Origin of the sequence: Aeromicrobium erythreum, assembly GCF_001509405.1 — a bacterium.
GTDB lineage: Bacteria > Actinomycetota > Actinomycetes > Propionibacteriales > Nocardioidaceae > Aeromicrobium > Aeromicrobium erythreum.
The window spans coordinates 293,327-313,453 of the sequence record NZ_CP011502.1 but is presented as its reverse complement, the minus strand read 5'-3'; the positions used below and the strand labels follow the sequence as shown (position 1 = coordinate 313,453).

Here is a 20,127-nt window from a genome sequence, read left to right as displayed (position 1 = left end):
CCCGGCACCCCCGCCGGGATCAGCCGTGGTCGATCTCATCGATCACCCGCGCACCCAGCTCCCGCGAGAGGAGCTGCTCGGGGTCGGCGCCCTGGTCGACGACCGGGTCGTCGGGGTGCGCCGCGAGGTCGGGATCCTCCGGCGGTGCCACCGAGCCCGGCTCGCGCATGGCCTGCCGGACCGCCTCGGGTGCGCCCACGCCACGACCCTGCCCCGACGGCGCCGGGGCGGCCTGCTGGGCCGCGGGCGCCGAGGGCTGCGGCGTGCTGGCCGCGCGCGGGTCGACCGACGGGTCGACGATCGCCTCGATCCGCCACTGCACGCCGATGACCTGCTGCAGCGCCTGCTGCACGTACTCGGCCGACCCGCTCGCGACGAACGAGTCGCGCGCACCAGCGTTGACCAGCGCGATCGTCAACGTCTGGCCGTCGAGCGCCTGCACCTGCGCGTTCTGGCTCAGCATGATCCAGGTGAAGCGGCGCAGCCCCTTGATGACCTCGAGCACCTCGGGCCAGAGCCGGCGCACGTCGGCCACCCCCATGCCACCCGCCGCAGGCGCCGCCGGGGCCGGCTGCTGGGCCGGGGGCTCAGGACGGTGCCGAGGCTGCTGCGTCTGGGGCTGTGGGGACGGCGGCTGGTGGGGCTGCGGCTGCTGGGGCTGGGGCTGCGTCGGAGGCTCGGGCGCCGACGGGGCCGGCGCGGCGTCCTCGGGAGGCGCAGACCGCCCGACCTGCTCCTCGACGTCCCACGGCGGCAGGTCCGGCGGCTCGGGGACGTCGTCGGGCTCCGCGACAGGTGCCGACGCCGCTGCGCCGGCCTGGCGCAGCGCCGCCTCGCGCGGGCTGGACGGCTGGGGCGCGGGGGCCGCTGCCGCGACGCTGGGCGCCGGCGCGGGACGGGTGTCGACCGGCACCTGGTCGGCCGGTACGCCACCCATGGAGAGCCGCTTCTCGAGCCGGTCGACCCGGGCGACCACGCCCGACGCGTCGGAGGCCGGCACCAGGATGCGCGCGCACATGAGCTCGAGCAGCAGACGCGGCGCCGTGGCACCGCGGAACTCGGTGAGCGCCGCGTTGACGATGTCGGCCATACGCGTCAGGTCGGCCGGGCCGAACGACGTGGCCTGCCCCTGCAGCCGCTCGGCCCGGTCGCCCGGCACGTCGAGCAGACCGGTGACGAGCGCGTCGGGCACGGCCCGCAGCACGACGAGGTCGCGCAGCCGCTGCAGCAGGTCCTCGGCGAAGCGCCGCGGGTCCTGCCCTGACTCGATGATCTTGTCGACGACGCCGAACACCGTGGCGCCGTCGGACGCACCGAACGCCCCGACGGCCTCGTCGAGCAGCGAGTCGGGGGTGTACCCCAGCAGCTGCACGGCGAGGTCGTAGGTGACGCCCTCCGGCCCGGCCCCGCCCAGCAGCTGGTCGAGGACGCTGAGGGTGTCGCGCACCGAGCCGGCACCAGCGCGGACCACGAGCGGGAGCGCGGCCGGCTCGAGGCGCACGCCCTCGGCCTCGCACAGCTGGTTCAGGTAGTCGCCGAGCGCCTTCGGCGGGACCAGCCGGAACGGGTAGTGGTGCGTACGGGACCGGATGGTGCCGATCACCTTGTCGGGCTCGGTGGTGGCGAAGATGAACTTCAGGTGCGGCGGCGGCTCCTCGACGAGCTTGAGCAGCGCGTTGAAGCCCTGCGGGCTCACCATGTGCGCCTCGTCGATGATGTAGACCTTGTACCGGCTGCTGATCGGCGCGAAGAACGCGCGCTCGCGCAGGTCGCGGGCGTCGTCGACGCCACCGTGGCTCGCGGCGTCGATCTCGATGACGTCGACGCTGCCCGGGCCGCCGCGCGCGAGGTCGCGGCAGCTCTGGCACTCCCCGCACGGGTCGGAGACCGGCGCCTGCTCGCAGTTCAGCGCGCGGGCCAGGATGCGCGCGCTGGTGGTCTTGCCGCAGCCGCGCGGGCCGGAGAACAGGTAGGCGTGGTTGACCCGGTTGGCGGCCAGCGCGTGGCGGAGCGGGTCGGTGACGTGCTCCTGCCCGATCACCTCGGCGAACGTCTCGGGACGGTACCGGCGGTAGAGGGCGAGAGGGGCATCCACGGCCCCGAGCCTAGCCGCGCCGCCCGACACGGGTCACGGCGTGCGGTCAGCCGCCGGAGCCGAAGGCCTCGTGCAGCGCGACGGCCTGCTCGTAGGCGTCGTCGACCGCTGCCAGCAGGGCGCTCGCCGACGTCGCCCGCAGCAGGCCGAGCCGGTCGTAGGGGCCCATCGGGCAGCCGTCCGCAAGGTGCCAGCAGGCCGCCTCGAGGTCGTGCGGCGGCGGCTCGGGCGGCATCGCGCCGAGCCGCACCGCCGCGGTCGTGGCGCGCTCGTGCACCTCGGCGACCGCGACCAGGTCGACGTCGAGCTCCAGCGGCGGCAGCTCACGCACCTTGGCCCGCGGGTACGGGTCCTCGGGCAGCCAGCCCTCGACCTCGACCCGCCGTCCGCCCACGGCCACCAGGCCCATCTCCTGCTGGCGCGGCTCGACCTGCACCACGCGGCCCACCGTCGCGGTCGAGAACCGGGAGTCCCCGCCGCCCGTCTCGACCCCGCGCTCGATCAGCACGAACCCGATCTCGGGCTCGTCGTCGGCGAGGACGTCGGCGAGCAGCGCCAGGTAGCGCGGCTCGAACAGCCGCAGGGGCAGCAGGCCTCCCGGGAGCAGGACGGTCCCGAGCGGGAACATGGGCATGGCGGTCACGGTCCAGGTGTACCCCACCGCGCCGGGGCGCGCCGGTCAGATCAGCGAGCTCGTGCGCAACCAGGTGTCGACCGCCTCGTAGGCGGCCTCGCGCGGCTCCTTCAACGACAGGAACACGTCGTGCCGGGCGTCCGGGACCGGCAGCGACGTGACCGCGTCGCCGAGGCAGCCGGCCCAGCGGGCGATCTGCTTGACGTCGAGCACGGCGTCGGCGCGGTCGACCTCCTCCGACCACGACCGCGCGAAGCGGCTCTTGTCCGAGCGCAGCACGAGCGACGGGACGCCGACGTCGAGCCCGCGGTGCAGACGCGCCTGGCCGGCCCGCACGGCGCCGAGCCAGCCGAAGGTGACCTCGAACCCGTTGAGCGGCTTCAGCGCGACGTCGTAGTCCCACTCCCCGTGGGCGCCGACGTGCAGGCTGCTGCCGTACGCGTCGGTGAACGGCAGCTTCATGACGTCGAACGGCTTGACCCGGCCGATCCCGCGGATCACGACCGTGCCGACCTCGCGCATCCAGGGCTTGCCCTGCAGGTCGAACCACGGGCTGTTCAGCACGAGACCGCTGATGCCCGCGCCCTTCGAGCCGCCCGGACGCCGGTTCAGGCGGTCGAGCCACAGCGGGAGCACCAGGCCACCGGTGGAGTGCGCCGACAGCAGCACGGGGCCGTCCGGCACCTCCGCGCGCACCGTGGCGAGGGCGCGGTCGAGCTCGACGTCGTAGTGCGCGAGGTCGGTCACGTGGTGGGCCGTCTGGCCCTCGCGCCGCGACCGGCCGCACTTGCGCAGGTCGAGCGCGTAGAAGGCGAAGCCGCGCTCGGCGAAGAAGTCGGCCATCGCGGTCTGGAAGAAGTAGTCGCTGAAGCCGTGCACGTACAGGACGGCTCGGCGCGCGGGCTCCGCCTCGGTCCAGGTGCGTCGCACGAGCGTGGCGAAGACCTCGCCCTGCCCGTCCGGGTCGTCGCCCAGCGCGTACGTGAGCTGCTCGTAGCCGTCGCCCAGGACGTCGGGCCGCCAGTCGGTCATCGTGCCTCCTCGTGCTCCCCCGGCATCTCGCCGAGGAGAGCCTAGGACACGCGGCCGCGTCGTGCGGGCCGACGGCGTCCGATCCGTCTGGCCGCCGCCCGCGCGTCGGGGGTGGCGTCCGGGGCGGCGCGGCCCGGCACCCGCACTGCGTGAGGCGGGCACCGGGACCGCGTCACCCACTGGAGTCGTACCCGTTCCCTGTGGTCCGAACCGCCTCGGCCGCGCGGACGTGTCGCGGGCCCGTACCCGGGGTACGTGCGGTGCATGAGGATCCCCACGCCGTGCGGCCCGGTGAGCCGGGCCGTGCACGACCACCTGGACTCCGGCACGCCCCTGCCCGAGCTGCCCGCGACGCCCGACCCGACGTCGCGCGACCACGCCCTCGCGCTGTGGACGCTGCACGAGCTGGCCTACCGCGGGTTCGACGGCGTCGACCCCGACCTGGAGTGGTCGCCCGACGTCCTGCGGCTGCGGAACCGGTTGTCGCGCGACCTCGAGGCATGGCTGCGGCGACGGTTCGCGGAGGCGACCGTCCCGGACACGGTCGAGGAGCTCGTCTCGGCCGACACGCAGGCACCCGGCGTCGCCCGGTTCGTGCGGGAGCGGGCCACCGTCGAGGACGTGGAGCGGATCCTGGTGCAGCGCAGCGTGTACCACCTGAAGGAGGCGGACCCGCAGTGCTTCCTGCTGCCGCGGTTGCGCCCCGCCGCGAAGGCCGCCCTGACGGAGCTCCAGTACGACGAGCTCGGCGACGGCGAACCGGACCTGGTCCACCAGCACCTGTTCGCCCAGGCCCTCGAGGCGGCCGGGCTCGACCCGACCTACGGCGCGTACGTGGACGACGCCGACGAGGAGACGCTCACGCTCAACAACGCCATCTCGCTGCTGTGCCTGAACCGTCGTCTCGTGGCCGCCGCGCTCGGCCACCTGGCGGCGTTCGAGGCGACCAGCGCGCTGCCCAGCGCCGACATGGTGCGCGGTCTGCAGAGGCTCGGGTTCTCCGAGCCGGTGTGGCGCTACTACGACGAGCACGTCGAGGCCGACGCGGTGCACGAGCACCTGGCCCGCCGGATCTGCGACCTTGCGACCGAGGGCGACCCCGCGCTCGAGCGCGAGGTGCTCTTCGGGGCGTTCGTGTGCGTGGACCTGGAGGACCGTTGCGCCGAGCGCCTCGTGCCGGCGGCGGTGCCGGCATGAGTGCGGACGAGCCGTCGCGCAAGGAGGCTCGGCGCGAGGCGCTCCGACGGGCAGCGGCCCAGGGCCCGGCGCTGGTGCGTGGCGTGGACGTCGTGGTCGACCCCGAGGGCGTCGCGAGCGTGGCGCGCCGACCTGTCGTGGCCCTCTGCCGCTGCGAGGCGTCGACCCGCCTGCCGTGGTGCGACGGCACCCACAAGCGCCTGGTCTGACACCTTCTGGACGGTTGCGGGGCGCTCCGGCGCCCCGCAACCCCCCGGAAGTGTCCAGAAGTCGGGACGGGGTCAGGGCTTGAAGACGACCTTGACGGTGCCGTCCTGCTTCTTCTGGAAGGCGCTGTAGGCCTCGGGGGCGTCCTCGAGCGACGGACGGTGCGTCGCGAAGTCCTCCAGGCCGAGCGGGTCGTCCGAGCGCTCAGCGAGGGGCAGCAGGTCGTCGACCCAGCGCTTCACGTTCGCCTGTCCCATGCGCAGGGTCACCTGCCGGTCGAAGAGCTGCTGCATCGGCATCGGGTCGTGCGTGCCGGTGTAGACGCCCGAGAGCGACACCGTGCCGCCGCGCCGCACGAGCTGGGTCGCGAGGTGCAGCGCCGCGAGCCGGTCGACGCTCGCCGACGTCATGACCTGCTTCGCGAGCCCGTCGGGCAGCAGCCCCGCCGCCTTCTGCAGCGCCGAGGGACCGGGCGAGCCGTGCGCCTCCATGCCCACCGCGTCGACGACGCCGTCCGCACCACGTCCCGACGTCGCCTCGAGCACGGCCGCGGCGACGTCGTCGTGCTCCACATGCAGCACCTCGACGCCGCGGGCGCGGGCCCGCTCGAGACGCTCGGGGACGAGGTCGACGCCGATCACGCGCACGCCGTGGTGCAGCGCCAGCCGCGCGGCCATGTCGCCGATCGGGCCGAGCCCCACGACGACGAGCGTGTCGCCCTCGTGGACGTCGGCGTACTGCACCCCCTGCCAGGCCGTCGGTAGGACGTCGGAGAGGTAGACGTAGCGCTCGTCGGGCAGGTCGGGCCCGACGGTGATCGCGCCGTAGTCGGCGTGCGGGACGCGCAGGTACTCCGCCTGACCCCCCGGCACGCGGCCGTAGAGCTCGCTGTAGCCGAACAGGGCCGCGCCCATGCCGGAGGAGCGGACCTGCGTCGTCTCGCACTGGGTCTGCAGGCCGCGACGACACATGAAGCAGTCGCCGCAGGAGATCTGGAACGGCACGACGACGCGGTCGCCGACCGAGAGCCGGGAGACCCCCGGCCCGACCTCGACGACCTCGCCCATCGTCTCGTGGCCGAGCACGTCGCCCGCGTGCATGAACGGGCCCATCACCTCATAGAGGTGCAGGTCGGAGCCGCACAGTCCCGTGCTGCTGACCTTCAGCACCACGTCGGTCGGGTCCTCGATGCGGGGGTCGGGCACGTCCGTCACCTGGACGTCACGGCGTCCTTGCCACGTCACTGCTCTCATGGGTCCTCCTCGGGTCGGGGTGGGTCACGCGGGACGTACCCGACCGCGGACGTCCGACGCCCCTCGCCGACGCGACGCAGGGCACGGCCCGACCCTGCGTCGAGCCGGGACGACGGGGTACCACGGAGGCATGCTCGTACCTGGAGGATCACCGATCGCCCACCACGTCCACACGCACCTGGCGGGGTCGGCCGCCGGCATCGACCTGTTCGGCCGCAGCGCGGCCGGGCTGCTCGACCCGGACGCGGCCACCCTCGTCCGCGACATCCAGGAGGAGCTGCTCGACGAGCGGCGGCGGCTGCGCCGGATGGCCGACGACCTCGGCGTCGGCGAGGCCTACCTGATGACCCTGGCGGCACGCGCCGGCGAGCGCGCGGCGCGGCTCAAGCCGAACGGCTCGTGGACGGAGCGCACCCCGCTGACGGACCTCGTCGAGCTGGAGGCGATGCGGGTGGCCGTCAACGGCAAGCGCGCAGGCTGGCAGGCGCTGCTCGCGGTGGTCGACGTGCACGCAGCACTCGACCGCGAGGAGCTGGAGATGCTGGCCGAGCAGGCCGCCGAGCAGGACCGCAGGCTCGCCGAGGCGCACCACCGGGCCGCCGCGCGGGCGCTGGTGCACTGAGCCTGAGCCTGCTGGAGGCGCGCCCCGGGTCGTGACCCGCGGCGCGGGCGCGTGGCGGGGGCGTCAGGACTGCGACGACGTCCCGTCGCCGTCCTGCTCGTCGCCGTCCAGCTCGGACGCGTCGAGCGACGGCTCCGCCTGGGTGGCGTCCGCCTCCGGCTCGGTGCCGGGGTAGGTGCGGGGGTCGACCTGGCGCGTCTCACTGGCGCCGGGACCGGACTGCGGGGTGCCGCCGAAGGTGCTCATGACCCGGTTCTACCGGCGAACGGGCAGGTCCACACCTCGACGGGGCCCACGGCACGCCCGTCAGGGCGCGTCGTGGGCCCTCGCCGCGGGCCCTTGCCGCCTCAGTCCTCGTCGTCCTCGAGCTCGGAGGCGTCGAGCGACGGCTCGGTGGGGGGGCTCGTCGGTGTCGGGCTCGGTCTCAGGGGACGTAGCGGGGTCGACGGGCGCGTTCCCGTGGGTGCCGGGACCGGAGTGGGGCGTGCTGCCGAAGGTGCTCATGCCCCCCACGTACCCGACCCTGGCACGGTGACGCGTCAGGACCCGCCGCTGGCGGCGTCGTCGCCCTGGCGTTCCTGCGCGTCGTCGCCGAAGGGCTTCTCGTCGGGACGTCGCTCGTCCCTGTCGTCGCTCCCGTCGTCGCCCGGCGCGCCGGTGCGGTCGTCGGGGTCGTTCCGGGCGGGGTCGTGCTGCGATGCGCTCATGCCCGCAGCGTTCCCCGACCGGGGCGCGACATGCACCTCACCCGTCGAGGTCGCCCATGCGGTCGCGGACCTCGGCCAGCGCACGCGAGAGCCGCCGCGACACCTGCATCTGGGAGATGCCGAGCCGTTCGCCGATCTCGCGCTGCGTCAGGTCGTCGACGAACCGCAGCTCCAGCAGCCGCCGGTCCTCCTCCGACAGCGACCGCACGGCCGGCACGACGCTCTGCAGCCGGTCGACAGCGTCGAGGTGAGGGTCCTCGGCGCCCAGGTGCTCGTGTCCCGGCAGGCCGTCGACGGCCGACGGGCGGTCGAGCGACTGCGGGGCGAACGCGTCGTGCGCGGCGTCGGCCTCGCGCACGTCGGCGCGGCTGACGTGCAGCCGCTCGGCCACCTCGTCGTCCGTCGGCGTGTGCTGCTCCTCCGTGCGCAGGGCGTCGCGTGCCGCGGTGACGGCGCTCTGCAGCTCCTGCGTGGAGCGGGTGGGGCGGACGGCCCAGGCCTTGTCGCGGAAGTGGCGCCGCAGCTCGCCCAGGACGGTGGGCACGGCGTACGCCGCGAAGGAACGGCGGGTCGGGTCGAAGCGGCGCACCGCCTTCACGAGCCCGAGCCGGGCCACCTGCTCGAGGTCGTCGGTCTCCACGCCACGGTCGCGGTAGCGCCGGGCGAGTCGTCGTGCCATGGGTGCGTACTCGGTGACGACGCCGTTCTGGAGCCTCAGCCGCTCCAGCGGCGAGGCGTGGGCCGCCTCGTCGAGCGTCTCGCAGGTCCGTGCGTCAGGGTCGGACGGTTCCATCGTGCTGCCTCTCGTCGAGCGAGTGCGGCTGCTGTCTCAACCTCCTCTCCACGGCACCACGGGAACGGCCGTACGTCAACCCTCGTGCGGCCGCGGACCCGTCCAGGCCTCCGGCCCCAGCAGCGCGAGGACGCCTCGCGAGTCGCCCTCGCCGGCCTCGCGGACGGCCAGGACCTCCAGGCCGGACGTCTCGCACGTGTGGTCGAGCACCTCGACCTGCTCGACGCTGCCCAGCTGCAGCAGCACGCGGCCGTCGGCCGCCAGGTGCCGCGACGCCGTCCGCACGCAGCGTCGCGCGACCTCGAGGCCGTCGATGCCGCCGTCGATGGCCCACACGGGGTCGTCGGGGAACTCCGCGACCCGTTGGCTGGGGACCCACGGCGGGTCCGCCACGACGAGCGCGAACCGCTCGGCCGGGTCGAGCACGGCGTCGAAGCGGCCCTCGCGGACCTCGACGTCCTCCTCGACCTGCGCGGCGTTGAGCCGGGCGAGCGCGCAGGCCCGGGGCTCGGCGTCGACCATGACCAGCCGCCGTCCGGTGCCGTGCACGGCACCCAGGCCGATCTGGCCCGCTCCGGCGCACAGCTCGAGCACGTCGCCGGGCGGCAGGCTCTCGAGGAGCTCGGCGGCCCACGTCGACTGGGCGTACGTCCACGGCCGGGGCTCGAGGACGGTTCCGTCGACCTGGATCTGCAGCGGTCCGAACGAGACGGTCCTGGTGCTCGGTCCGGCTGCCGCGGGGGCGGGGTGGTCGGGGGTCGGGGCTGTGGTGTCCACGTCCTCCGCGTACCCCACGCACCACCGGGCGAACCACGCCGACTTGCGGCGCGCGCGGCACGGGGTGACAGTGGGACCGGTTCAGCAGCAGCCATCTCGCCACCCGTCCTCTGGGGGGACCGACATGGCTGACTGCACCCCGCTCGTCACCGAGCACCTCGACCTCGCCGCACGACTGGCCCGCGGCTACCGCGGCCGCGGCGTGGAGGACGACGACCTGCTCCAGGTCGCTCGTCTCGCCCTCGTGAAGGCCGCCGAACGTTTCGACGCCGGCGTCGGCGCCTTCGCACCGTTCGCCGCGAGCACCATCCGCGGCGAGATCAAGCGCTACTTCCGCGACTTCGCGTGGAGCGTGCGCCCACCACGCCGGCTGCAGGACCTGCAGGCCCAGATCGCGCGGGAGACGAGCAACGGGCCGGTCGCGCCGGAGACGCTCGCCGCACGCCTCGGCGTGCCCCTGGACGACGTCCGCGAGGCCATGGCAGCCGGCAGCTGCTTCACCAGCGACCGGATCGACGACGAGCTGGGGGCGGGCGCCCTCGACGACGTCGGCTACGCCCGGGTCGAGGCCTGGCTGACCGTCCGCTCCCTCCGGGGCGGGCTGAGCGAGGACGACCGACGCCTGCTCGCGTGGCGGTTCGTCGACGAGCTGCCCCAGCGCGAGATCGCCGCCCGGCTCGGCATCAGCCAGATGCAGGTGTCGCGACGGCTCTCGAACCTCCTGGCGCGACTGCGTCGCGAGGTGGGCGACGCCGCGGCCTGACGTCGAGAAGCCCACTCGGCCTGCAGGACCGGCCCGCGGGGTACAGCCTGGCTGCAGGACGTCCCCGGGTTGAGCCGACAGCCCGGGGGCGTCCGCATGCCGCAGGCACCACCGGGTACGCGTCGAAGGAGACCTCAGGAGGCCCCGATGAGCGACCACCGTCGATCCCACCGACCGCAGGACCCCGTCCGACGTGGCGACGCGTTCCGCCCCGGGGCGCTGCGCGCCGCGATCATCGGCACGTGGTCCCGCGCCCGACGGCGCGGACGTCGGATCAGGCGCCCGCGCGCGTCGTGAGCAGCTGGTCGACCGGCGCGTAGTCGTCGGTCAGCACCGGCGCCTCACCCGCCCAGCGGTCGAGCGTCGAGCCGGAGAGCACCGTCCAGCCCACCTGATGCCGGTCGAGCTGGGCGCGCAGCGCGTCGACGTCGAGCGGACGCTCCGACGCGACCATCACGAGGTTGCCGCCCTCGACCTCGTTGGCCGAGGTGGGGCTGCTCGTCGAGGTGGGCGCCGGCGCACCGAGCACGGCCACGTGCGGCCACCTCTCCTGCAGCGTCCGCGCCTCGGCCCGGGCGAGCCGCAGCCGGCCGTGGTCGATGAGGTTGAGCACGTACACGCCGTCGCCGTCCAGGGCCCGGTGCACCTCGTCGAGCATCTCGAGCGTCGTCAGGTGCCACGGCACGCTGACCCCGCCGAACGCGTCGCCGACGACGAGGTCGAGGCTGCCCGCGTCGACGTCGCGCATGCCGAGTCGACCGTCCTCGACCCGCACCTGCAGGGCCGGACCGGTCCGGAGGCCGAGGTCGTCGCGGTCGAGCTGCACCACGCCGCCGTCGATCTCGGAGACGACGCTCGTGCTGCCGGGCCGGGTGGCGGCGAGCCAGCGCGGCATGGTGACCCCGCCCGCGCCGAGGTGGTGGGCCCGCAGGGCACCGTCGCCCGGGAACATCGCGTCGATGGCCGAGGCGTAGGCGCGCGTGTAGGAGAACTCGAGGTACGTGGGGTCGTCGAGGTCGACGAAGGAGTGCCGCAGGCCGTCGAGCACGAGGAGACGGCCCCCGGTGGAGCTGCCCGCGGCCTCGACGGTCGCGCAGTGGTAGGTGGTCTCGACCTCGCAGCCGCTCGGCACGAGGCCGGCGGTGCCGCCGGCCAGCAGGGCGCCACCCACGGCGAGCAGCCCGACCGCCGGCCCGCGGCGGCGCAGCTCGAACGCGGCGGCGGCGACGCCCAGGAGCACGCCGAGGCCGACGAGGATGGCGCTCACCCGCACGTGGGAGATCAGCACGAACCCGGTGAGCACGGTGCCGACGATCGCGCCGACGGTGCCGATGCCGGAGAGACGGCCGACGACGGTGCCGGTCTCGTCGAGGTCGTGCAGGAGCAGCTTCGTGACCATCGGCGTGACCGCCGACAGCAGCGCACCGGGCACGACGATCGTGGCGGCCGCGACCAGGAACAGCAGCGCGGACGACTCGGGCTCGGCGGCGGCACGCACCGCGAACGGCGTCAGGGCCACCACGACGCCCGACACGGCGAGCAGCGGGGCTACGGCACGACGGGGGTCGATGCGGTCCGCGGCGCGCCCGCCGGCCCAGGAACCTGCGGCGATGGCCGCCAGCGCCAGGCCGATGACGGTCGTCGAGGTCTCCAGCGTGAGACCCAGGTAGGGCGCGAGGAGCCTCAGCGCGACGATCTCGACCACCAGCACCGCCGCGGAGGAGCCGAAGACCAACGCCGCGGCCGTCAGGTCGCCGATGCCCGGCGGCGCCGGCTCGGGCGCGGACGGGTCCGAGGCGGCGTCGCTCATGACGCCATCCTCCCAGCCCCCACCCCTTTCCGGGCGGTAGGTGCGGGGAGGACGGCCGTCAGTGGTTCCGCAGCTTCTCGACGAGCTCGTCCTTGCGCAGGTCGGAGTAGCCCTCGAGCCCGAGCTCCTTGGCCCGCTCCTTCAGCTCCTCGACCGTCCAGTCCTCGTAGGAGCCGGACTCCCCACCGCGCTTCCCGACGGTCTTCTTGCCGTCGCGCGCGGCGGCGTTGGAGATCCGCGCCGCCTTCTCCTTCGAGGCACCGTCGTCGCGCAGCGCCTCGTACATCTCGGGGTTCTTCAGCGACGGCTCGTCGCGTGCGTCCTTGCCTGCGGGCATGGTGTCCTCCTCGATGGTGGCGGCTCAGAAGACCGGCTTGCCGCCGGTCACCCCGAGCACGGTGCCAGAGACGTAGCTCGCGTCGCGCTCGGAGGCCAGGAACACGAAGGCCGGCGCGACCTCGGCGGGCTGGCCGGCGCGACCCAGCGGGGTGTCGGAGCCGAACTGCTCGAGCTTCTCCGGCGGCTGGGTGGCGGGCTGCAGCGGGGTCCAGATGGGGCCGGGTGCGACGGCGTTCACGCGGATGCCGTCGCCACCCAGCTCGGCGGCGAGGTTGACCGTGAGGTTGTTGAGCGCGGCCTTCGTCGACGCGTAGTCGAGCAGCGACGTCGACGGCTCGTACGCCTGGATCGACGTGTTGTTCACGACGCTCCCGCGGCGCTCGCGCAGGTGCGGCACGGCCGCCCGCGTGAGCCAGAACGTGGCGTACAGGTTGGTCTTCAGGACCCGGTCGAGGTTCTCGTCGGTGATCGCCTCGATGCCCTCCTCCCGCGCCATCTGGTAGCCGGCGTTGTTCACCAGGACGTCGAGGCCGCCGAGCTCGTCGACCGTGCGGGCCACGACGTCGTCGCACGCCGCGCGGTCGCGCAGGTCGACCTCGACGGCGAGCGCGCGACGTCCGGCGTCCTCGACCCACCGCGTGGTCTCGGCGGCGTCGTCGGCCTCCTCGGGCTGGTAGGTGAAGGCGACGTCGGCGCCCTCGCGGGCGTAGGCGATCGCCACGGCGCGGCCGATGCCGGAGTCGCCGCCGGTCACCAGGGCGACCTTGCCCTCGAGCCGCCCGTGACCGACGTAGGACTCCTCGCCGTGGTCGGGCCGGGGGTCCATCGCTGCGGTGCTGCCGGGCGGGTCCTGCTGCTGGGCGGGGAAGCCGTCGCTCATCGGATGCCTGTCTCGTCGGGGGCCGGGGTCGGCTCGAGGGGGACCTCGGGCACGTCGTCGGGGTCGGTCGGCTCGACCGGCTCGACGTCGGGGTCGGGCAGGGGTGCGTCAGGCGCGAGGGTCATGCGAACTCCTTCGGTCACGGTGGTCACCTCGACGTTCCCCCGGATCCGGAAGCCATGCATCTCGGACCAGCCGAGGACGTCGGGGGCGTGCTGGCCGGCGCTAGGGTCGTCAGGGATGGGCTCGAGCAGCATGAGCCGCAGACCGGGCTCGGCGCGGCGGGCGACCCAGCGGGCCACCGTCGAGACCGCCCCCAGGCCGTCGGGGACGTCGTGGCGGCGGGCCCGGCACCACACGCCGTCGTGGCGCAGGACCAGCACGAACCGGCGTCGGGCCAGGCGGTGCCACGCGGCCTGGACCTCGGCGGGCGGGTCGACGTCGGCGGACACCAGGCAGAGCACCGCGTCGCGGTCGGGCGCGTCCTCCAGCGCGAACAGATGGGCACGGTCCCGGCCGTCGTCGACACTGAGCACGACGACGCCGGGACGGTCGCGTGCGGTCTCGAGCAGGCGGGTCATGTGCACGCCGTACCCGCACAGACGTCGACCATGCGCCGACGTGCGCAGGGTCTCCCCCGTGCCTACGCTCGCGGCATGAGCATCGACACCACCATCGACCTGGGTCGGCCCGTCTCGGGCGACGTCGTCGACCTGATCCTCGACGACCACCGTCGCTTCGAGGACCTGCTGCGCCAGCTGCGCAGCACCGCGTCGGACCGCGATGCCGTCCGTCGGGCCTTCGCCGCCCTGCACGTCGCGCACGCCGAGGCGGAGGAGCGGCACGTGTACCCGCAGCTGAAGAAGCGGCGCGCGGTGGACGCCCACGAGGCCGACCACGGCGAGCACGAGCACGCCGAGGGCAACGAGGCGCTGCTGGCGGTCCTCGAGTGCGCCTCGACCGACACCCAGAAGTTCGACGACGCCGTCGAGGAGCTGACCCGCCTGATCAGCCACCACCTCACCGAGGAGGAGCTGACGATCCTCAACCCGGCCCGCGAGGAGCTCGGCTCGGAGGTCCTCGCGCGCCTGGGCGAGGCGTTCGCGACGGAGCGCAACCAGCAGATCGACGCCGACTGCGGCCGCACCGAGAACGTGCGCCGCCTGGTGGAGGAGGCCCGCGAGGAGGGTCTGATCGACGAGGAGTGACCCGGTCGAGGGACGCGCCGCACCCATGTGGTTCGCTGTCCCTCGGTTGAGCAGCAGCCGACGACCTCGCACGCCTGGAGGTGGTCGCTCTGACCCACTCCCCCGTTCCGCCGGACCCCCTCCGTGACGGACCCCCCACGACTCCCGAGCTGGCACGTCATGTCGTGACGCTCGCGACGGCCGCCGCCGGGACACCGCACGGCGGCCTTGCCATGGCGACGCCGCACGACACCGACGACCTGCTCGTCGCCTCGACGACGCTGGCGTCGGTCGCGCTCGGCCTGCCACCGGGGCCCGGTCCCGACGACCTGGCCGACGGGCTCGTCGTCGTGCGTGACACGTCGCTCGACGGCCGCTGGCCCACGTGGTCGACGACCATGGTCGGGCTCGGCGTCCGGTCGGTGCTGCTCGCGCCGGTGCGCACGACGCACCGGCCGCCGGGCACGCTGGCGGTGCACGCCGAGCGCACCGACGCGTTCTCCGAGACGGAGGTGGCGGCGTTCGGCGAGGTCGCCGCCCTGGCGTCGTCGGCGGTCGCGGTCGCGCTCGACCGCGACGGCCTGCATCGTGCCGTGGCCGCGCGACGTCTCATCGGCATCGGGATCGGGATGCTGGTCGAGCGCTATGACCTGTCGGTCGAGCGGGCGTTCGGGGTGCTGGTGCGGCACTCGCAGCACCTGAACCTGAAGCTGCGCGACGTCGCCCGGCACCTCGTCGAGAGCGGCGAGCTGCCGGAGCATCCACCGGACCTGGGCGACGGGCCGGCAGCGCTGACGTGACCGCGTGGGTCGGCCGCAGGTCAGGCGTCGTCGGGGAGGGTGCGCGTGCGCACGACCTCTTGCGCGACGACCGCCAGCTTCTCGTTGCGGTGCTGGGAGTAGCGCACGAGCACGCCGAAGGCCTGGTCGGCGTCGACACCGAAGCGCTCCATGAGGATCCCCTCGGCCTGCCCGATCACGGTGCGGGTGGCAAGCGCCTCCCGCAGGGTGCTGCGCTCGCGTGCCGACGCGATGGCGATGGCGGCGTGGCTCGCCAGGTGCCGGGCGGCGATCCGGTCGGCCTCGTCGAACGCCTCGGGCTCGGTGGCGTACAGGTTGAGCGCGCCGAGCTCGCGGTCGGCGAGCGCCAGCTGCACGCAGAACATCGAGCGCACGCCCTTGCCGACGACGTTCGGGCGCCACGACGGCCAGCGCGCGTCGGCGGCCAGGTCGGGCACGTCGACCTCGTCGGCGTGCAGGGCGTCGACGCAGGGACCTTCGGACAGCTCGTGCTGCAGGTCGTCGGCCCAGGCGACGAGGTCGCTCGTGGGCGCCACGGTCTCCACGCGGCCCCGGCCCCGCACGAGCGAGACGCCCGCTTCGCTGGCACCGCGCACCAGCTCCAGCGAGAGGGTGGTGAGCCGCTCGGCGGTGCTCTCCGGCGTGTCCTCGGCCGCGAGCTGCTGGGCGATCGCCGCGAGCCGCGCGTCGAGTCCGTCGTCGACGATGTCCGACATGGTGTGACCTCCTGGCGTCCGAGAATACCGACACCCGGGCGGTCCGGCAGCGTTCGCCGTGGCCGCCACGACGTCGCCGCGCCGCACCCGTCACCATGGTGCCCGTGAGCGACACCAAGGACGTGCAGCGCACGCTCGACCTCGCCCTGCGGATCGGCGAGCTGCTGCTGTCGAACGGGGCTGGCGCGGCCGACGTGACCGCGACCATGGCATCGGTCACCCACCACCTCGGGCTGCGGCACACGCTGGTCGACGTCACGTTCACGTCGCTGATGCTCAGCCACCAGGAGAGCGTCGACGACACGCCCATCGTCATGCGTCGGCACGTGACGCACCGCGAGGTCGACTACGCGGACCTCACGGCGGTCGACCTGCTGGTCCGGGCGCTGCTCGCGGGCGAGATCGACCGGGACGAGGCCGCCTCGCGGGTCCTGCGGATCGCCTCGACCGGCCACCCCCGGCCACGGTGGGCGATCACCGCCAGCTGGGGCGTCACCGGCGCCGGCATCGCCCTGCTCCTCGGCGGCAGCTGGATCGTGCTGGCCGTGGCGGCGGTGGCAGGGTCGGTCATCGAGGTCGTGCAGCGTCGGATCGAGCGGCTGCGGCTGCCGTTCTTCTACTCCCAGGTCGCCGGCGCGCTCGTCGGCACGCTCATCGCCGTGGCGGTCGCGGCGTCGCCGGCTCCCGTGGACCCCTCGGTCGTCGTCACCGCCGCCATCGTCATGCTGCTCGCCGGCCTGGGCTTCATCGGCGCGATCCAGGACGCCCTGACCGGGTTCACGATCACGGCCAACGCGCGCCTGATGGAGGTGATGATCGCGACGGTCGGGATCATCGTCGGTGTCTCCGCGGGCCTGCACGTGGGCGGGTGGCTCGGGCTCGACCTGAGCATCGACCCGGGCGCCTCCGGCCTGGGGCAGCTGCCGGGCGTGATGCTGGGGGCGGGCGTCACCGCCGGAGCCTTCGCGGTCTCGGCCTACTCCCCGAAGCGCATCGTGACGCCGATCGCCCTGCTGGCGGCGCTGACGTCCGGGGCCTTCCTGCTGGTGACCCAGTCCGACGTCGGCCGGCCGGGCGCCGCGGGCGTCGCAGCGTTCACGATCGGCTTCCTCGGCTACTACATGGCGCGCAACTTCCGCGTGCCGCCGCTCGTGGTCGTGGTCTCGTGCATCGTGCCGCTGCTGCCCGGCCTGTCGATCTACCGGGCGCTCTCGCTCCTCGCGGGCGAGGACATCAGCGGGCTGCTGCCGATGATCACGGCAGCGGGCATCGCCATCGCCCTCGCGTCCGGCGTGCTGCTCGGGCAGTACGTCGCGCAGCCGCTCGGCCACGAGGCCCGCCGGCTGGAGCGTCGCCTGGCCGGTCCGCGCCTGGTCGGGCCCCTCCGCGCCCGCGCCGGACGCGGTCGTCGCGGCTGACCCCGACCCGTTCACCGGGCCGACGTCGTGGGCCCCTGGCAGGCTGACGGGGCAGGGCGTATCGTGCTGGCTAAGCAAGCGCTTACTGACCGGAGAGTTGCCATGAAGCTTCGCCTGTCCGAGGAGGACGCCGCGTTCCGCGAGGAGATGCGCACGTTCTTCACCACCCAGGTCCCGCAGTCCATCCGCGACACCGTCGCGGCCCGCCGTGAGCTGACGAAGGACCAGATCGTCGAGACGCAGCAGATCCTGAACGCTGCCGGGCTCGCCGTGCCGAACTGGCCCGTCGAGTGGGGCGGCAAGGACTGGACGCCGCTGCAGCGCCACATCTGGCACGAGGAGATGCAGCTCGCCAGCGTGCCCGCGCCGCTCGCGTTCAACGCGTCCATGGTCGGCCCGGTCATCGCCGCGTTCGGCTCGCAGGAGGTCAAGGAGCGCTTCCTCCCCGCCACCGCGAACCTCGACATCTGGTGGTCGCAGGGCTTCTCCGAGCCCGACGCCGGCTCCGACCTCGCGTCGCTGCGCACGGTCGCCCGTCGCGAGGGCGACGAGTACGTCGTCAACGGCCAGAAGACGTGGACCACGCTCGGCCAGTACGGCGACTGGATCTTCACCCTGGTGCGCACCGATCCCGACGCGCCCAAGAAGCAGCAGGGCATCTCCTTCCTGCTGATCGACATGACGTCGCCCGGCCTCACCGTCCGCCCCATCGAGCTGATCGACGGCGGCCACGAGGTCAACGAGGTCTTCTTCGAGGACGTCCGCGTCCCGGCCGAGAACCTCGTCGGCGAGGAGAACCGCGGCTGGGACTACGCCAAGTTCCTGCTCGGCAACGAGCGCGTCGGCGTGGCCCCCGTCGGGTCGACGAAGCGCTGGCTCGCCGCCGCGAAGGAGCTCGCCGGCGACCGCATCGCCGGCGACCCCGTCCTCGCCACGCGCGTCGCCGGGCTCGAGAACGAGCTGCTCGCGCTCGAGCTGACGGCGCTGCGCGTCGTCGCGCACTCGGCCGACGGCAAGCCGCACCCGGCCTCGTCGGTGCTCAAGCTGCGCGGCACCGAGCTGCAGCAGGCCGTCACCGAGCTGTACGTCGACCTCGCCGGTCCGCTGTCGCTCGCGTCGGGCGCCGGCGACGGCTCCGGCGTGCCGGACTGGGCGCGCGTCAGCACCCCGCAGTACCTCAACTTCCGGAAGGCGTCGATCTACGGCGGCTCCAACGAGGTGCAGCGTCAGATCATCGCCAAGACCATCCTGGGACTGTGAGGCAGCCATGGACTTCACCCTCGACTCCGAGCAGACCGCACTGCGCGACGCCGTCCGCGGCCTGCTGAGCAAGAGCTACGACTCGACGGAGACCCGTCGCGAGATCACCAAGACCGACCCCGGCTTCTCGGAGAAGACCTGGACCCAGCTCGCCGAACTGGGCGCCCTGGGCCTGCCGTTCGCCGAGGAGGACGGCGGCTTCGGTGCCGGACCGGTGGAGGTCTCGATCGTCGCCGAGGAGATCGGGCGCGTGCTCGCGCCCGAGCCGTACCTCGAGACGATCCTGGCCGGCGGCCTCGTCGCGGACCTGGGTTCCGCCGAGCAGCGGGCCGACGTGATCGGCAGGGTCGCCGAGGGCGCCCTGGTGCTCTCGCTCGCCCACCACGACATCGGCGACGCGGTCGTCGCGACGGCGTCGGGCGACACCTGGACGCTGTCGGGCGTCAAGGAGCCGGTGCTGCACGGAGCCCGCGCGGACCTGCTGGTCGTCACGGCCCGCACCGATGCCGGTGTCGGCGTGTTCCTCGTCGACCCGTCCGCGGACGGCGTGGAGCGCACCGGCTACCGCACCCACGACGGCGGCCGTGCCGCCCGGGTGGCGTTCGACGGCGCCGCCGCCACGCCGCTCGGTGACCCGACGGCCGACGCGTCGGACGCGGTGGCGCTGGCGAAGGCGCGGGGCCAGATCGCCCTGGGCCATGAGGCGGTCGGCGCGATGGACGTCGCGCTGCGCACCACCACGGAGTACCTGAAGACGCGCAAGCAGTTCGGCGTCCCGCTGAACACGTTCCAGGCGCTGACGTTCCGCGCGGCCGACCTGTACGTGTCGGCGGAGCTGGCGCGCAGCACAGTCACGTGGGCCACGCTGGTGCTGCAGGACGAGCCCGAGCGGGCCGTCGAGGCGGCGTCGCGCGCGAAGATGCAGGTCTCGCGCGCCGGCCGGCACATCGGCCAGGAGGCGATCCAGCTGCACGGCGGCATCGGCATGACGGCCGAGTACTCGGTGGGCCACTACACCAGCCGCCTGACCGCGATCGACCACACGCTCGGGGACGGCTCGGAGCACCTGGCGCGCCTCGCGTCGACGGTGACCGACCACGGCGTCGTCGACCCGATCGGCTGACCTGCACCCGCTCCCGACGCCCCCGGCCGCTGCGCGGTCGGGGGCGTCGTCGTCTCGGCGTGCGGCGCCGCCCGCGGGCTCCTAGCCTCCTCTGAGGAGGGGGAGAGCGGAGCGACCTGTGATCGGCTTCCTGGAGGACCGTCCTCTCCTGTACCTGGGCGTGATCGCCGTCCTGCTGCTGGTCGGACTGGGCGAGCGGTGGGAGAAGCGTCGGCGTGGCACCTGGGTCCCGTTGCGCAAGCGTCCGATGAAGCAGTCGCGACCCGCACGCCTGGCCCTCGCCAGCGTGATGACGCTGGTGTTCGTCGGGCTCGGCGCAGCGATCCTCGTGGGCGCGCTGGAGCGAGGTCGTCCGGGGGAGGCGATCACCGGAGCGTTCCTGCTGGGCATGGCGGGCTGGCTCGTCTGGGTGTCCATGAACGCCGGTCGCGACGTGACACAGGAGGAGCAGGCATCCACGCGGTGGAAGCGCCCGTGGATCGCCTGGTACGTGGCGATCCAGGGCGGGCTGGCT

23 protein-coding genes are annotated in these 20,127 nt (G+C 73.9%); 10 read left to right on the top strand and 13 right to left on the bottom strand.

Annotation, left to right across the window (positions count from 1 at the left end):
- Positions 1-19: 19 nt before the first annotated feature.
- From Aeryth_RS01505 to Aeryth_RS01495, 3 genes are read right to left on the bottom strand one after another with little or no spacing between them, the layout of a single operon-like run.
- Positions 20-2,095 carry a DNA polymerase III subunit gamma and tau gene (locus Aeryth_RS01505; protein ID WP_067853724.1) on the bottom strand — a complete coding sequence of 692 codons (2,076 nt, stop codon included), beginning with the start codon at positions 2,093-2,095 and terminating at the stop codon, positions 20-22.
- A gap of 46 nt (positions 2,096-2,141) precedes the next feature.
- On the bottom strand, positions 2,142-2,729 hold the full coding sequence (locus Aeryth_RS01500; protein ID WP_236749855.1) for an LON peptidase substrate-binding domain-containing protein: 588 nt from the start codon (positions 2,727-2,729) through the stop codon (positions 2,142-2,144).
- 45 nt (positions 2,730-2,774) lie between these two features.
- Positions 2,775-3,761 carry an alpha/beta hydrolase gene (locus tag Aeryth_RS01495; protein WP_067853718.1) on the bottom strand — a complete coding sequence of 329 codons (987 nt, stop codon included), beginning with the start codon at positions 3,759-3,761 and terminating at the stop codon, positions 2,775-2,777.
- Positions 3,762-4,025: 264 nt separating this feature from the next.
- Here Aeryth_RS01495 and Aeryth_RS01490 point away from each other — a divergent pair, with 264 nt between their 5' ends.
- Together Aeryth_RS01490 and Aeryth_RS01485 are read left to right on the top strand one after the other, a co-directional pair.
- A complete protein-coding gene (locus Aeryth_RS01490) occupies positions 4,026-4,958 on the top strand; it encodes an iron-containing redox enzyme family protein (RefSeq protein ID WP_067853715.1) in 933 nt (310 codons plus the stop codon).
- Positions 4,955-5,167 (top strand): CDGSH iron-sulfur domain-containing protein, encoded by a 213-nt coding sequence (locus tag Aeryth_RS01485; protein WP_067853713.1) that lies wholly within the window; start codon positions 4,955-4,957, stop codon positions 5,165-5,167. The genes Aeryth_RS01490 and Aeryth_RS01485 overlap by 4 nt, the downstream gene beginning before the upstream one ends.
- Before the next feature lie 72 nt (positions 5,168-5,239).
- On the opposite strand, the gene Aeryth_RS01480 is transcribed toward Aeryth_RS01485, so the two are convergent.
- Positions 5,240-6,418: a zinc-dependent alcohol dehydrogenase gene (locus tag Aeryth_RS01480; protein ID WP_067853709.1), complete on the bottom strand. Its 1,179-nt coding sequence runs from the start codon at positions 6,416-6,418 to the stop codon at positions 5,240-5,242.
- 130 nt (positions 6,419-6,548) lie between these two features.
- On the opposite strand from Aeryth_RS01480, the gene Aeryth_RS01475 reads away from it, so the two are divergent.
- Positions 6,549-7,040 carry a hypothetical protein gene (locus Aeryth_RS01475; protein ID WP_067853705.1) on the top strand — a complete coding sequence of 164 codons (492 nt, stop codon included), beginning with the start codon at positions 6,549-6,551 and terminating at the stop codon, positions 7,038-7,040.
- Positions 7,041-7,103: 63 nt separating this feature from the next.
- Here Aeryth_RS01475 and Aeryth_RS01470 read toward each other — a convergent pair whose 3' ends face one another.
- From Aeryth_RS01470 to Aeryth_RS01460, 4 genes are all read right to left on the bottom strand, one after another.
- Positions 7,104-7,286, bottom strand: a complete 183-nt coding sequence (locus tag Aeryth_RS01470) for a hypothetical protein (RefSeq protein WP_067853702.1) — start codon at positions 7,284-7,286, stop codon at positions 7,104-7,106.
- A gap of 293 nt (positions 7,287-7,579) precedes the next feature.
- A complete protein-coding gene (locus tag Aeryth_RS17790) occupies positions 7,580-7,747 on the bottom strand; it encodes a hypothetical protein (RefSeq protein ID WP_158509161.1) in 168 nt (55 codons plus the stop codon).
- A gap of 37 nt (positions 7,748-7,784) precedes the next feature.
- Entirely contained in the window at positions 7,785-8,540 is a 756-nt protein-coding gene (locus Aeryth_RS01465) for a sigma-70 family RNA polymerase sigma factor (RefSeq protein ID WP_067853700.1), read from the bottom strand.
- A gap of 75 nt (positions 8,541-8,615) precedes the next feature.
- Entirely contained in the window at positions 8,616-9,317 is a 702-nt protein-coding gene (locus tag Aeryth_RS01460) for a methyltransferase (protein ID WP_083516174.1), read from the bottom strand.
- Positions 9,318-9,441: 124 nt separating this feature from the next.
- On the opposite strand from Aeryth_RS01460, the gene Aeryth_RS01455 reads away from it, so the two are divergent.
- Both Aeryth_RS01455 and Aeryth_RS17785 read left to right on the top strand, forming a co-directional pair.
- Positions 9,442-10,080, top strand: a complete 639-nt coding sequence (locus tag Aeryth_RS01455) for a sigma-70 family RNA polymerase sigma factor (protein WP_067853697.1) — start codon at positions 9,442-9,444, stop codon at positions 10,078-10,080.
- A 147-nt stretch (positions 10,081-10,227) separates the two neighbouring features.
- Positions 10,228-10,377: a hypothetical protein gene (locus Aeryth_RS17785; protein WP_158509160.1), complete on the top strand. Its 150-nt coding sequence runs from the start codon at positions 10,228-10,230 to the stop codon at positions 10,375-10,377.
- Here Aeryth_RS17785 and Aeryth_RS01450 read toward each other — a convergent pair.
- Genes Aeryth_RS01450 through Aeryth_RS01435 form a run of 4 tightly spaced genes read right to left on the bottom strand, consistent with a single transcriptional unit; the run spans position 10,355 to position 13,690 of the window.
- Positions 10,355-11,890, bottom strand: a complete 1,536-nt coding sequence (locus Aeryth_RS01450; RefSeq protein WP_067853694.1) for a fused MFS/spermidine synthase — start codon at positions 11,888-11,890, stop codon at positions 10,355-10,357. The genes Aeryth_RS17785 and Aeryth_RS01450 overlap by 23 nt on opposite strands.
- 58 nt (positions 11,891-11,948) lie before the next feature.
- Positions 11,949-12,227 carry a DUF7218 family protein gene (locus Aeryth_RS01445; protein WP_067853691.1) on the bottom strand — a complete coding sequence of 93 codons (279 nt, stop codon included), beginning with the start codon at positions 12,225-12,227 and terminating at the stop codon, positions 11,949-11,951.
- A 24-nt stretch (positions 12,228-12,251) separates the two neighbouring features.
- Entirely contained in the window at positions 12,252-13,109 is an 858-nt protein-coding gene (locus Aeryth_RS01440; protein WP_067853690.1) for a glucose 1-dehydrogenase, read from the bottom strand.
- Positions 13,106-13,690, bottom strand: a complete 585-nt coding sequence (locus Aeryth_RS01435) for a hypothetical protein (RefSeq protein WP_067853687.1) — start codon at positions 13,688-13,690, stop codon at positions 13,106-13,108. The genes Aeryth_RS01440 and Aeryth_RS01435 overlap by 4 nt, the downstream gene beginning before the upstream one ends.
- 75 nt (positions 13,691-13,765) lie before the next feature.
- Here Aeryth_RS01435 and Aeryth_RS01430 point away from each other — a divergent pair, with 75 nt between their 5' ends.
- Complete coding sequence (locus tag Aeryth_RS01430) at positions 13,766-14,317, top strand: hemerythrin domain-containing protein (protein ID WP_067861172.1); 552 nt, start codon at positions 13,766-13,768, stop codon at positions 14,315-14,317.
- Between the two features lie 80 nt (positions 14,318-14,397).
- On the top strand, positions 14,398-15,096 hold the full coding sequence (locus Aeryth_RS01425; RefSeq protein ID WP_335338726.1) for a GAF and ANTAR domain-containing protein: 699 nt from the start codon (positions 14,398-14,400) through the stop codon (positions 15,094-15,096).
- Positions 15,097-15,116: 20 nt separating this feature from the next.
- Here the strand turns inward: Aeryth_RS01425 and Aeryth_RS01420 are convergent, their stop codons facing one another.
- Positions 15,117-15,812: a GAF and ANTAR domain-containing protein gene (locus tag Aeryth_RS01420; protein ID WP_067853680.1), complete on the bottom strand. Its 696-nt coding sequence runs from the start codon at positions 15,810-15,812 to the stop codon at positions 15,117-15,119.
- Between the two features lie 95 nt (positions 15,813-15,907).
- Between Aeryth_RS01420 and Aeryth_RS01415 the strand changes: the two genes are divergently transcribed.
- The 3 genes from Aeryth_RS01415 to Aeryth_RS01405 all read left to right on the top strand — a co-directional run bounded on the left by Aeryth_RS01415 (position 15,908) and on the right by Aeryth_RS01405 (position 19,613).
- Positions 15,908-17,230: a threonine/serine exporter family protein gene (locus tag Aeryth_RS01415; RefSeq protein ID WP_236749792.1), complete on the top strand. Its 1,323-nt coding sequence runs from the start codon at positions 15,908-15,910 to the stop codon at positions 17,228-17,230.
- A gap of 102 nt (positions 17,231-17,332) precedes the next feature.
- Positions 17,333-18,490: an acyl-CoA dehydrogenase family protein gene (locus tag Aeryth_RS01410; RefSeq protein ID WP_067853677.1), complete on the top strand. Its 1,158-nt coding sequence runs from the start codon at positions 17,333-17,335 to the stop codon at positions 18,488-18,490.
- 7 nt (positions 18,491-18,497) lie between these two features.
- Positions 18,498-19,613, top strand: coding sequence for an acyl-CoA dehydrogenase family protein (locus Aeryth_RS01405; RefSeq protein ID WP_067853675.1), 1,116 nt, complete (start codon positions 18,498-18,500; stop codon positions 19,611-19,613).
- The last annotated feature ends 514 nt before the right edge of the window (positions 19,614-20,127 follow it).